General features: G+C 26.5%; 9 protein-coding genes. 5 read left to right on the top strand and 4 right to left on the bottom strand.

Annotation, left to right across the window (positions count from 1 at the left end):
• Positions 1-8: 8 nt before the first annotated feature.
• The 3 genes from U8307_RS11595 to U8307_RS11605 are packed head-to-tail and all read left to right on the top strand — an operon-like array spanning position 9 to position 5,027.
• Positions 9-1,214 carry an ABC transporter permease gene (locus tag U8307_RS11595; protein ID WP_326908054.1) on the top strand — a complete coding sequence of 402 codons (1,206 nt, stop codon included), beginning with the start codon at positions 9-11 and terminating at the stop codon, positions 1,212-1,214.
• Between the two features lie 17 nt (positions 1,215-1,231).
• Complete coding sequence (locus tag U8307_RS11600) at positions 1,232-2,395, top strand: ABC transporter permease (RefSeq protein ID WP_326908057.1); 1,164 nt, start codon at positions 1,232-1,234, stop codon at positions 2,393-2,395.
• 25 nt (positions 2,396-2,420) lie between these two features.
• On the top strand, positions 2,421-5,027 hold the full coding sequence (locus tag U8307_RS11605) for an S-layer homology domain-containing protein (protein WP_326908059.1): 2,607 nt from the start codon (positions 2,421-2,423) through the stop codon (positions 5,025-5,027).
• A 65-nt stretch (positions 5,028-5,092) separates the two neighbouring features.
• On the opposite strand, the gene U8307_RS11610 is transcribed toward U8307_RS11605, so the two are convergent.
• From U8307_RS11610 to U8307_RS11620, 3 genes are all read right to left on the bottom strand, one after another.
• The gene (locus U8307_RS11610) at positions 5,093-6,676 is read right to left on the bottom strand and encodes a putative ABC exporter domain-containing protein (protein WP_326908061.1); all 1,584 of its coding nucleotides are present in this window, start codon (positions 6,674-6,676) and stop codon (positions 5,093-5,095) included.
• Positions 6,673-7,383, bottom strand: a complete 711-nt coding sequence (locus tag U8307_RS11615; protein WP_326908063.1) for an ABC transporter ATP-binding protein — start codon at positions 7,381-7,383, stop codon at positions 6,673-6,675. The genes U8307_RS11610 and U8307_RS11615 overlap by 4 nt, the downstream gene beginning before the upstream one ends.
• Positions 7,384-7,614: 231 nt before the next feature.
• The gene (locus U8307_RS11620) at positions 7,615-8,355 is read right to left on the bottom strand and encodes a 4Fe-4S binding protein (protein ID WP_326908065.1); all 741 of its coding nucleotides are present in this window, start codon (positions 8,353-8,355) and stop codon (positions 7,615-7,617) included.
• 345 nt (positions 8,356-8,700) lie between these two features.
• Here U8307_RS11620 and U8307_RS11625 point away from each other — a divergent pair, with 345 nt between their 5' ends.
• Complete coding sequence (locus tag U8307_RS11625) at positions 8,701-9,840, top strand: GGDEF domain-containing protein (protein WP_326908067.1); 1,140 nt, start codon at positions 8,701-8,703, stop codon at positions 9,838-9,840.
• A gap of 49 nt (positions 9,841-9,889) precedes the next feature.
• On the opposite strand, the gene U8307_RS11630 is transcribed toward U8307_RS11625, so the two are convergent.
• Positions 9,890-13,177: a DEAD/DEAH box helicase gene (locus tag U8307_RS11630; protein WP_326908069.1), complete on the bottom strand. Its 3,288-nt coding sequence runs from the start codon at positions 13,175-13,177 to the stop codon at positions 9,890-9,892.
• Between the two features lie 184 nt (positions 13,178-13,361).
• On the opposite strand from U8307_RS11630, the gene U8307_RS11635 reads away from it, so the two are divergent.
• Positions 13,362-13,838, top strand: a complete 477-nt coding sequence (locus U8307_RS11635) for a COG2426 family protein (protein WP_326908071.1) — start codon at positions 13,362-13,364, stop codon at positions 13,836-13,838.
• Position 13,839 lies beyond the last annotated feature (1 nt).

Consider the following 13,839-nt stretch of genomic DNA (forward strand, 5'->3'; position numbering starts at 1 on the left):
GAGAAATTATGAAATTTATAATTACATCAGTGTACCTTGATATTAAGGGTTTTTATTATAAGTATATAAAAGCCTTGTTTTTTTTGATTGTATTTTCAATGATAATCGGTATTTATATTATGAATTCATCAAAAATACAAGAACCTAATTATAAGAAAATTAATGTTGTTGTTGTAAATGAAGATACAAATCCTATGACTGAAATTTTGTTAGGTTACATTATTTCAGACAATACATTTTCTAAGAATTTTGATTTTTCATATGATACAATTGAAACAGCAAAAATCAAGCTAAAAGAATCTATATATGATGCAATTATTATTATTCCTGATAATTTTTTAAATAATATAATATACGGTAAGAATGACCCATTTACTGCTTATATAGGTAGGCTTTCCTCATTGGAAGCAGCAGCTTTTGAAGAGATATTAAAGGGTGCCGCCAAATACATATCTTCATCGCAAGTAGGAATATATGCAACATTGAATTATATTAGAAATGAAAAAAGTGTTTCGGATGAAATATATAATAAGGGCCTTACAGGAATTAATATGTATTTTTACAAGGTTGTTCTTGGCCGGAAGGCGCTTCTTGACGTACATAATGTTTCGCCTTCAGGAATACATTCTTTACAGGAATATTATCTTTTATCATTTATAGTAATGCAGATGTTACTTTATTCCGTTTTGCATGTTTCCAACATACATGAAATGTTGAAGCAATCAATGGTCCTTAAGATAAAAAGTAGTAAATTGTCTTATAAGAAGATTATTTTAGCTAAGATATTATATATTCTTTTGATAAATTTAGTTTTGTTTTTTTTGATATTCGCTGTTATAGCAGTTATTAGTAACGGTACATTTAGTTTTAGTTTTAATTTAGAAGATTTTTTATTACTACTGAATTGTAATATGATAATTTCTTTATTTTCTCTTATGTGTAGTTTGTTTTTTACAGAAAAAAATTCATGTTATATGTTTATTTTAGTAGTTACTTTAATAATGACTTTTATATCAGGGGGATTTATACCGTCTGCATTTTTGCCTGAATTATTTGATAAATTAAAGTTTTTTACTTTAAATCATTATTGTGTATGGTTATTATCGGGCATTTTACCATTAAATACTATGGCAGAAATATTAATTTTATCTGTTATGTTACCGATATTTATGATGGCAATAGTAATTAAAAGCTCCAAAAAGTTGTTTGAGTAATGTAGGAGGATATATATTTGAATTTTTTTATTACCGCCATTTACACATTTATTAAGCAGATACTATCTTCTAAACGCTATATTATTGCTATAACTATCATACCTTTTATTATTTTGTTATTATGCAGCTTGATACCGGAAAATGATTATAATAATATTAATGTTGGCATTGCTTATAGCAATAAATCTTCGGTATCAAATAGAATAATTAAAATTATCGGACAAGATAATAATATTAAATATTGTTTTTATGATTTAAATAGTATAAATGAGTTGGAAAGAGATGTTGCTTCGAATAAATTACATTTAGGTTATGTTATACCAAGTGATATAGATGAAAAATTGCAATCACGAAACTTTAAAAAAATTATAGTTAAAATGGAATCTTCAGCTTCTTATTTAAGTGCAATAATAGATGAAGTTATTTGTTCTACATTAATACAGGTTATTACACCTTATTATGCAGATAATTTTTTATTTGAGAGTAATTTAATTTCATATGATGATGAAACAAGAAATTATTTAATAGAAAGTACGTCGAATTATTTAAAAGACGGAGATATAATGGAATTTGAATTATTTTCAAATAAAGGGAGCCGATATTCAATTAAAAGTAATCCTGAAAATACTAAAATAGTTTTTGCTTGTTTAGCATTATCACTATGTATGATGTCTAGTAATTTGTTAATTTATACTTTTAATTTTAATAGAAATAATAAACTTTTTAATTTTTATAAATCAACTAAAAGAAGTATTTATAGAATAAAGTTGTACTATATAATAGCTTTGTCAATTATAAGCATATTGTACATATTTGTTTCATTATTTATTTTGTTATGTTTTATAGATATAAATGAATTTTCATTATATTCAATTTTAATAATGTTTTTGTCAATTATCATATTTATTGGAGGACTATGCAGTTTTACTTCAAAGTTTAACTATATACGAAAAATAATTCATATTATTTTACCTTTGATATTATTTGGTAATTTTATTTTTTCTGGATTCTTATTTAATACAGAATATTTAGGAGGTAATATAGATAAATTATCATATCTTTTTCCTTCTAAGTATTTTTTGACAGGACTTTATAAGTTAAATATAAATCCACTTTCAATGGAGTCCTTAATTAATCCTGTTATATTAATTTTAGCGGGAGTATCAATGTTTTTTATATAAATAAATTCGCGAGAGGATTATATGAATGAAAATAAAAAAGATAATATTTAAAAAAATAATATTACTATTAGTAACATTTATAATGATTAGTACTACATTTGCAGTTAATATGAATGCTGAAGAAAGAATTTCTATTAAACCTAAGATGGGAAAAGAATATTTAAATGTTTTAAATGATATAGTAGAAGAGTATGGAATATGCAAAGAAACCACTGCTGGTGAAAATGATTGTTCAGGACTTGCATATGCAGAACTAATAGATTTTAATGCAGATGGTAATCATGAATTGTACCTTTTTTATATTGATTATAGTTCTGATTATGGACGAACAAAGTGTATAGAGGAATTATGGTATTTTGATGGAACTAATGCTGTAAAATCATTTGAAATGGAACATGAATCTAATGGTGCTCATGAACAAAGTAGTGAAGGTAGAACTTTTAGTCAAGGAAATGATGGTAAGGTATATTTAATCGAAGATGGCGGCTATATGACTGGAGCAGGCGAATATGGGACAGATGAATATTATTATATAAGTGTTTCAGAGTTTGATGGTACAAGCATAAAGGAAAAAGCAACTCTTAAGGAACTTGTTGGTTATGGAAAGCGCATAGGAGATTCATGGGAATTAGATGACAAAGTTTACTATGAATATGAGTTAATGAAAGAAGGAGAATTGATAACAGATATTATTGAAGTTGAAGGAGCAAGTGCTGATGAAGGAAATGCTGATTTAAATAGTGTTTATCCTAAAACTGTACTTGATTTTAAAAATATATTTTCAGAAAAAAGAGATGTAATTCATGCAGGTTCGTATATCTATCTTAGTTGGGAAATAAACGATGTAGAAGGCTTAATGGATAGTCTTGATAATATTGGACCTAAATATAATTATACAAATGTTACTGATGACTTTACACAAGATGAAGTTGAAAAAATCGCAAAACTAATAGCAGAAAGCTTAGGGGGAAAAATAACATCAATTTATAAGTTGTCAGATGGAGTATACTATGTTGTTATTACTTTATCTGATGGAAATAACAAGGGCGCTGTTGTAAAAGAAATAAGGTCAGAAAATGAAAGAACTTTTAAGGTTGATAAACCTTTAAATGAAGTAATGACTAATGAAGCACTTGATGATTATGTTAAAGAAATGAATTCAAATCCTAATGTTTCCATAGATTATAGCGAAACTTCGGATTTTACAGATACAGCAGAATACACACAGTATTTGAATAAGGTTATTGACAATGTGGACGGCCTTACGGTAAATGATGTAGGAAAATCTGAAATAGCTACATTTATAGAAAATGCAGTAACTAATGTTTCAAAGAATATAGTAAATTCAAAGGAAAATAAAATAATAATTACTGACAAAGACATTGAAAATTCAGTTTCTTCTGCAAATAAAGCTAAAACTGAGTTTGAAAAAAATCTTTCAAATAAAAATATAAGTCTAAATAAGGATTTGAAAATAATTATAAGAATAGATGGAACAGGAATTGATTATGGTAAGCCACTTCAAATTATATTAGATAAGAGTGTTATGGAAAAATTGGACAATGTTGACTCTATAAAAATTTTGTTAGGAAATAACAGTCATGGTATAAATATAACATCAGAAAATTTAAAATCCTTAATAGAGCAATATGGCTCAGTAAATATTCAGATTGAAAACATAGAGAATAATAAATATAACATAACATTTGCAGATGAAAAGGGGATAATCGTTGAAAAATTGTATTCTGCGATAGGCTTTTTCCTTCCTGCTCAAAGTGAAATAGCAACTGTGCTCGTAAGTTATAACGGAGGAAATGACAACTGGGGAGGACAATATGATAAAGCTAACAGTGCAATAGAATTTTCAACTAAATATTCTGGAAAATATGAAATATTAGAAAATGATATAAAAATAAATGATATAGATAATTTAAATGACAATCAAAAACAAGCTATAATGTTTATGGTATCAAAAGGATATTTTGACTTAGATAATAATTTGTTTAAGCCAATTGATAGTCTAACAAGATATGATTTTACGGAAGCCCTTGTAAGAATGTTCTTTGCATTAGACAGAGATGTTGATACAAGTTTTATAGATGTAAACAAGGACAGTAGATATTATGCTATGGTAGCATCAGCAGAAAAAGATAAAATTGTTGAGGGATATGATGATGGTACATTTAGAGGAGACTTGAATATTTCTAAGGAAGAAGTAATTGCATTATGTGCAAGGACCTTGGCTGAAAAAAAAGGTTATACATATCCAGAAAATTTAGATAATTATATTAACTTTATTGATAAGGATCAAATAAGCGATTGGGCTAAAAAGGACATTGCTTTGGCAGTACGCGAAGGTTTAATAGATGGAATAGGAACACTAAATCCTAAAGAAAACATACAAAGGTCAGATAGTACAGAGATGCTTTATAATTTGTTTATGCTTTTATATGAGACAGCACCATCAGAATTCGTAATAAGTGAATCAAAAGAGTCAAAAGAGTCAGAAGAATTAGAAGAATCGAAAGATGATAGTTTTGGAAGTGCTGTTCCTGTTGCAGCAGCAACTGTAGCTTTAGCAGCTATAGGTATTGGGATGGCTGTGCATATTAAGCGCAAAAAAAGCAAGTAATTAAAACATTAAACTAAGTACAATAAAATAAGCAAAATTAAGAGTAGGAATTAAAACCTACTCTTTTATCTATCATTTAATTCCGCATAATTAAGTATATCTCTGCAAAAATATATTACTAATGATGAAATAAATATATTCCATATAAAAGTAATAAATAACCCTACAATAATAGGTGGTAATATAGAAATTGAAGAAGACGTAATAACACCAATTACTATTCCAGGAGCAGCTAGTAAAATCATTATTAAAATATACAAAAACATAATAATAACTTTATTGAAAAGGGATCCTAACAGTCTTTGTGTCAATATATTTCCCGACATAAATAATATTCCAAAGCCTATTCTGGCAAATATACATCCTATTACTTCTATTGGAGATAAACCAAGTATCATTCCTATAGCAATAAATAAAATAGTAGCTTCTATAGTTATCTTCAATATATTTTCTAAGGATATTTTTATTAACTTTAAAAATGGTTTTATAGGTATCATATATACATAATGCATTCTAAGTTCTCGAATCCATCTTCCATTTGACAAAGAAAATATTTGCATATAAGTTACAAATATAAATATAGACAATATACTGTATTCAGAAAACATGTTGTTAGTAATTAATGCATATACAATACATATGACTATAAACATTAATGATGTTTTATCTATTAAAAGTAGACCAGAACGTCTGTTTTCAAGCAAATGCTTATACAAAAAAACATTAGCTCCCTTCCCTTTATTTATACCTAATTTACCTATTTTTATATTCTTCCTTGTATCTAATACATTACCTTCTTTTTTAGCTATTATTGCACTATGTGATACTTCTGTGGCTAGTAAAACATCTTCATAAAAATCAGAACGAGTTTTTGTAATTAAATATACAATTATAAAAATATAAAGCAAAGTTAAGCTAAAACCAATTAATATATAATAATAATTGGTTTTAAGAATACCTATTACAGCCATTCTAATCCACCCTATAATTGGTATAAAGTTTATCCAGAATGAATTTATAGCTTCAACAGCTGTATTAAGCATATCTTGAGAATTACTTATAGTTTTATAAAACACATAAAATATTACTAAAGAAGTTATTCCTATTAATGATAATTTTATTTTCCTTTTAAGATTTTCATCATTACTTGATAATGAATATATAACCATAGCACTAAGTTGAGAACAAAACATAATAAAACAATAACCAAGTAAAATTCCTAGAAGTCCCCCAAAGGAAAGACCATAAGTACTATTTAGCCATGCATATTGAAAAATCAGAAAAAATCCAACAAATAAAGATGTACTCATTTGTTTTATGAGACCATAAATCAAAATTTTCTTATTTGATATAGGTGTTGAAAATAAAATGCTTACGTCTGCCATAGAATAAAAACTTGCTCCTGATGATAAGCCATTCATACATGTAGCAATAAAAACATAAGAGTATAAAGCAAATACAATTCCATATAATTCTTCGATATTCCTTGTAGTATGAGATGGTAATTTATCATTAAAGGATGCTGAAAATATAACCAATACAATTAAAGCAATAAATATAATTACTGAAATTAATTTTGCTGGATTTTTTAAAAGTTCCTTTAAAAAGTTTTTAAAAGTAGTAAACAGAAGATATTTTAATCCTTTCATTGACTATCACCTTTCTTTTCAGTAATTTCAAAGAAAAGTTCCTCTAAACTTTTTTCATTGTCTTCTACTGTGTTATTGTGCTTAATTGCTTCAATTGAGCCATTCATCATAATGTATGCAATATCCCAATAGTTTTCTACACTGTTAAGCATATGTGTGCTTATTAAAATTGAAGTGCCTTCGTCTTTTAATTCTACAAACATTTTTTTTAATTCTTTAATTGCATGAGGGTCAAGACCAACCATTGGTTCATCAAATATAATAACTTTAGGTTTAGGAAGAATGGCACAGCAAATACTTAACTTTTGCTGCATACCTTTTGATAATTCTTTACCTAATTTGTTTTTTTTATCCATAAGTTCAAATCTTTTTAGTAATTCATCAGCATAATCATTCCAATTCTCTAAACCATATGCTCTAGCAATAAATTCTAGATGTTCACCAACAGTTAATAAATTATAAACAGCAGGCATTTCAGGTATATAACCTAATAGTTTTTTAGCTTGGATAGATTTATTGTTATAGTTACATATGTCTATACCACCTTTAAATCTTAAAAGTCCTGCTATACATTTTATAATAGTTGATTTACCAGCACCATTAGGTCCTAGAAGAACTGCTATCTGTCCATCACTAATACTAAAGCTTATATTATTGTTAGCAATAACCTTACCATATTTTTTAGTTACATTATATACATTAAACATATTTTTTCCTTTCTAATTGAATCTATTTAATAATACTTGCAACTACACTTATTACTTTATATACAGTTTTAAATTATAACATGTAGATTTATTGTAATCAAGGCATTTTCTTTGACATGGTTTTCAGATTTTATGTAGAATTAATAAATTAAGGACCTTTTAGAAATATTGAGGTTTCTAAAAGGTCCTTTCTCAAGTTAAATTTAGATAGTTGACAATAATGGAAAATTTTTAAGAGGCTAGCTTTTCCTTTTCAAGAGACAGAATTTTAACTGGGCAGTTTTCAACACAGGTATTACATTTAATGCAATTTACGTTGTCAAATTGATTTTTATCAGAAAACTCTAAATATGGAGTCAACTGAAATGGACAAACTTTAGAGCACTTACCACAATTAAGACACTTATCTTTATTAGATATTGTTACTTTTTTTTCTGTTTTTTTAGCAACACCTAAAAATTTGCCAAAAGCATGCGAAATTTTTTGCATTGTGCCCATAGGACAAAATTGGCACCAGGTTCTGGAATTTACAAATATAGCTAAGGCTCCTCCTACAATTAAAACCATTAGATAAGTATTTGAGAACAAAGCCCCAACTTTATCAAAAATATCATAAGTTCCCCAATGTTGAGATATTGTTATAATTTTTCTTATAAAATTGAACATAAAAAATAGAAAAAATGCAATGATGAATGTTTTTGATTTTATAAAATCAGGGATTTTTTTATTTGCACTAATAGGCAAAATAATTTTATCAAACAAACTCCCGTGAGGACATATGTTGCCACACCAGTATCTTCCTCCAAAGAATGATGTTGCGATTAAACCTGCCATGATAAATACAACTATTAATCCTAACTTAGGTTCCCATAAACCACCTATAGCCACAAGAACAGTAATAATCCATCCGTATTGCCTAAATGTATTAAATATTCTATTTGTTTTAATATAATAATTTTTTTTATTTTTCATAAAACCTCCATGTAATTAGCAATCGAATATTGATTATATATCTTTTAAAAAATTTTTCAGTGACTAAATTACATAATCGAACAAGTTAAATTTATCATGCATTTTTTTACTCATCATTGACATTACTTTTTCTCCTAAACATTAATGAACAATAGTATATGTTATTGTTATATAATTTATTATCGAATATTTTTGAATATTTTTGAGTATTTTTGAGTAATTTTGAATACTTGTAATTATTTGTAAATAGTTGAAATGAGTAGCATTTATGATATAATAATATTTATATATTTCAATAATAAATAATATATTCCTAAAAAACACCTTAAAAAGGAGTTGGGTATAATGAATTTAATATCTAATATTATAATAAATATTTATTCTATTGCTATATTGACTAGTATTGGATTTTATTCTTCAAAACGTAATGAAAATGAAGATGAAAATTTACAGTATAAGCTTTATATGCTGATGTTATATATTACTATTATATTATTAATAGTAGATATACTTAGTAGGCTTGATGGCGATGCTGTAGCTATATATCCAGTTCTTAATAGCATTGGAAACTTTGTGATGTTTATGGTTAACCCTATTTTACCTTCACTTTGGTTATTATATGTCCATTATGAAGTGTTTCAAGAAGTTGAAAAAACAAAAGAGATATTTTATATGTTGATACCTATAAATGCGGTACATATCTTTATGGTAGTTGTAGCTCAATTTCATGGGTGGTTTTATTTTATCGATGAAGATAATATTTTTCATAGAGGTCAATTTTATCTTATAGCAGCAGTAATTTTAATTAGTTTAGTTATTGTTACATTTGCAATAATTGTAATAAATCAAAAAAGAATAGAGAAAAAACATTATTTCTCTCTTATATTTTTTGCAATACCTCCATTTATATCTATCATTTTGCAAATTGCTTTTTATGAAGTATCTTTAATGCTTAACAGTGTTGCGTTATCTTTATTGATAGTATTTTTATATATACAAAATGATAGTGTTTTTATTGATGGCTTGACAGGCATATATAATCGTAAAAAACTTGAAATTTACTTGAAAGAAAAAATTAACAACAGTAGTGAAAATAAAACTTTTTCAGCTATTATGTTTGATTTAGATAATTTCAAATATATTAATGATACCTATGGTCATGATATAGGAGATAATGCATTGCAAAGTTTTGCAACTGTTCTTAGGAATAGTTTAAGAACAAATGATTTTATAGCACGATTTGGAGGAGATGAGTTTGTTGTTATATTAGATATATCAAATATAATTGAATTAGAGGAGGTTGTTAACAGAATTAATAGTGATATAGAAAAGTTTAATGATAATAATGGACGGCCATATAATATATATTTTAGTATGGGTTATGTCGTTTATGATTACAATTCTCATATGAAAGTGAAAGATTTTCTAATACAAATTGATTCTTTAATGTATGCAGATAAAAAGGGTAGTAAAAAAATAAACTAACATCCGCAGGACGCATGCAATGCGCCCCTACATAGATAGTAACTGAATTTTATATATTAAACAAGTTGTTGATTTCTTCTTTTGAAAGGGAATTAATTAAAATTTCTCCTTTTTTGATAACAGAATCTGCTAAGTTTTTTTTGCTTTGCTGAAGTTTTTCTATTTTTTCTTCTATTGTATCTTTTGCAATAAGCTTAAATACCTGTACTTTATTATTTTGACCTATGCGGTGAGTTCTATCAGTTGCTTGGTTTTGAGCGCTTATATTCCACCATGGGTCAAAGTGTATTACAATATCAGCACCTGTTAAATTAAGTCCTGTTCCTCCTGCCTTTAATGAAATCAGGAATACAGGTATATTGTCTTTGTTAAAACTATTTGCCATCTCTAGCCTTTTTATGCTTTTAGTTGTTCCAGTAAGCATGTAATAATCTATAAAATTTGATTTCAATTGATGTTCAATTATATTGAGCATAGATGTAAATTGCGAAAATATTAATACTTTATGTCCGTTTTCTATGCAATTTGTTAAAATTTCCATACATAAATCAAGCTTAGCACTGCCACCTTTGTAGTTATCAAAGTAAAGTGAAGGATCGCAACATATTTGTCTAAGCCTTGTGAGCATTGATAAAATTTTTATTTGGCTTTTGTCATAACCATTCTCTTTTATTTCGTTATTAAACTCTTCATTAAGTTTCATAAGCTCAGCAAAATATAGCTTCCTTTGAGTTGTTCCCATTTGTGCGTAAGAAATAGTTTCAATTTTGTCTGGAAGTTCTTTTAAAACATCTTTTTTTAACCTTCTCAATATGAAGGGCTGTATTTGTTTGTTAAGTCTTTCAAGAATATTTTTATCTTCATTCTTAACTATTGGTGTTTCGTATCTTTCTTTAAATTTTTTATATGTTAGTAAAAATCCTGGTATTATAAAATCAAATATTGACCATAAATCAGCTAAAGAATTTTCTATTGGAGTACCTGTTAAAGCAAATCTCATATCGCTTTTTATAAGTTTGACAGCTTTTGAATTCTGTGTGGTAGAATTTTTTATATATTGTGCTTCATCTAATATGCAATATTTAAATTCAATATTTTGATATAATTCTATATCACGTTTAACTAAATCATACGAAGTGAAAATCAGCTCATAATCATTTATATTTGAAATGAGTTTTTGTCTCCCTATGGCAGTTCCTGTAATTATTAGTGTAGTAATATCCGGTGAAAATTTTTCTAGTTCACTTTTCCAGTTATAAACTAAAGATGTAGGGCAAATTACAATTGAAGGTTTTAAATTATTATTTCTTTCTGATAATAATAGACTGATAATTTGAAGTGTTTTACCTAATCCCATATCATCTGCTAAAATACCACCTAATGAATATTGGGATAAAGTTTTCAGCCATTTGTAACCTGCTACTTGATAATTACGCAGTATAGGTTTTAATGTTTCTGGTAATTCAAATTCGGACTCATCAGAATCATTGATGTTGTGTATCATTTCCTTAAAGGATTGTTGTTTTTTAGCATTTATCCATGTGCTGTTTTTTAATAGGTTATTAAGATACAAGGCTCGATATTTAGGTATTTCAATATGTCCTAATTCAAGGTCCTTATTTGAAATATCCAAATCTTCAACTAATTTATCTATCGTATTGAAATATTCATTTTCAAGATTTAGGAAAGATCCATCTTTTAATCTAAAATATTTTTTCTTTCTTTTATATGATAATAATATATCTTTAAGTTCAGTAGGATCAAATTCTAATTTATCAATATTTAATTCAATTAAGTTGCCTTTTAGTTTTACGCCCATTGACATTGTTTTAGGATATCTTATATTTATTTTCTTAAAATTATCACTAACATTAACTTCACAAAGGGAAGTAAGGTTATTAACTGCAGATATTAAAAATTCATAAATTTTATTCTCATCGGTCATTGTATAATTTGCTCTTGTTTTTGTAAATCCAACATTTTCAACAGCATTAATTATTTTAGCTTCTTCTAAGAGATTTCTAACTGTTGTATTATCGTTTGTTGATTTTATAAAAGGATTAATTTTTATATCTTTATAGTTAAAAATAACATCAGCAAAAATATGACCTTTGTTGTTGCAATCTAGATATATACTTGGTGATAATGGTAGAACATTAAATTTTTCTGATATTTCCATATCAGTTTTAACTAAAGCATATTTAGATATTTGGGGTAGTACTGCAGAACAAAATTTCCCCATATAATCCTTTGTTAACAATATTGTTTTAGATGGCTGCTTCATAATTATGTTTACAGCTGGTAGAATTGAATTTTCAAATTCTTTAGAACATCTATAAAGTTTGTCTTCAGCAATTATATACTTATAATTGCTTGAACTGGACATAAAAGAGATATATAAATTTGTTGAAAGAGAATATTGTTCATTTTCTTCGTTGATGTAAAATTCTACTTTTGGGTCCTCGTTTACAAATGAGATTTCTTTAAATTCATATTTATAGCCACGGCATTCAACAGTCTGATTTTCAAATAAGTCAAAAAAATTATCAATTGTAAAAGGTAATATTTTAAATGCACGTCCAGTTGTATTGTATGTATTATACATATTGGAAGTTTTTGATATAACTTGCATATAAACATCAGCTTCATTTCTTAAAAAAAGAGCTAAGGGTTGTGATGCTTCTTCAAATCCCTTTATTTCATGATTAAACTCTAAACTTTTACCATATGATATAAAGTTAGTGTTTTTTATATTATTTGCTAATTCATATGCATCTTTCACTACATAGTCTCTTATATCTCCAATGGTAAATTCTATACCGATGGTATCTTTATCAATTATATTTATTATAGGTTTAAGAACTACTGAACCGTTTTTTTCCTCTATTTTAACACTTTCTTTAATTCTGTTTTCGAAAATATCTATTAAGTTTATAAGTGGATAATTGTGATTAATTGCTTTATTTTTATTATCATTAAAAACGACATTATTAAAAGATACAATTTTTGAATTATAGTTGTAATATATTTTTAGCATAGTAGCTACAATATGTTTACAACCACCGATATTATCAATAAATGCAGGACAATTACAATTAAATTTAACGATTTCTCCTTCGTTATCTATATGAACTGATGTATTATAATTTTTACCGAAATTTCCTTCGACATTTGCCGAGTATTTATTTTCGAAACCTACGGTTTCTTCATTATAGATTCTTTCAAGACTTAATTTTACTACATGATTATCTTCGTAATATCTAAGTCCTCTATTGTATGTTATTTGATTTTCAGTACAGTTTTTTATGTCATCTATATTAAAATTAATTTTTTTCATCACTATCTCCAACTTTTTTCATTTGCTTAATTGATTATTATATCTCATTTGAATAAATTTTAAAATAGCAAATAAAATAAAAAAGAAAAAAATTCTTTAATTAATATTACTTGTAATATTGCAATAATTATTATAATATTTATATTAGGATTATATAAAAAAATCAAACTATAGGAAAGACATTATGTTAAATGAGATTTTGGATTTTTTATCAATAGAATTTACTGTTTTATTAACAGCTACATTACCTGTAATAGAACTTAGAGGAGCTATTCCAGTAGGTATATCTTTGGGGCTATCTCCTATACATGCAACGTTTATTAGTTTTATTGGGAGCATGCTACCCGTACCTTTTATATTGTTTTCAATTCGTCCAATATTTAATTATTTAAAGAAAACTAAATTGTTTAAAAAGTTAGTATATAAGATTACTGATAAGTCTTTTAAAAAAAGTGGTAAAATTAAAAAGTATGGCGTATGGGGTTTGCTTATCTTTGTAGCGATACCTTTACCAGGGACAGGCGTATGGAGTGGTAGCTTGGCTGCGGCATTACTTAATCTTAGATTTAAGTGGGCGTTTCCTGCTATTTTTGTTGGAAATTTAATCGCTGGAATTCTTATAATGGGTATTAGCTATGGAGTATTTAGTGTATTTATATAAA

This window comes from Sedimentibacter sp. MB31-C6 (genome assembly GCF_035934735.1).
Taxonomy (GTDB): domain Bacteria; phylum Bacillota; class Clostridia; order Tissierellales; family Sedimentibacteraceae; genus Sedimentibacter.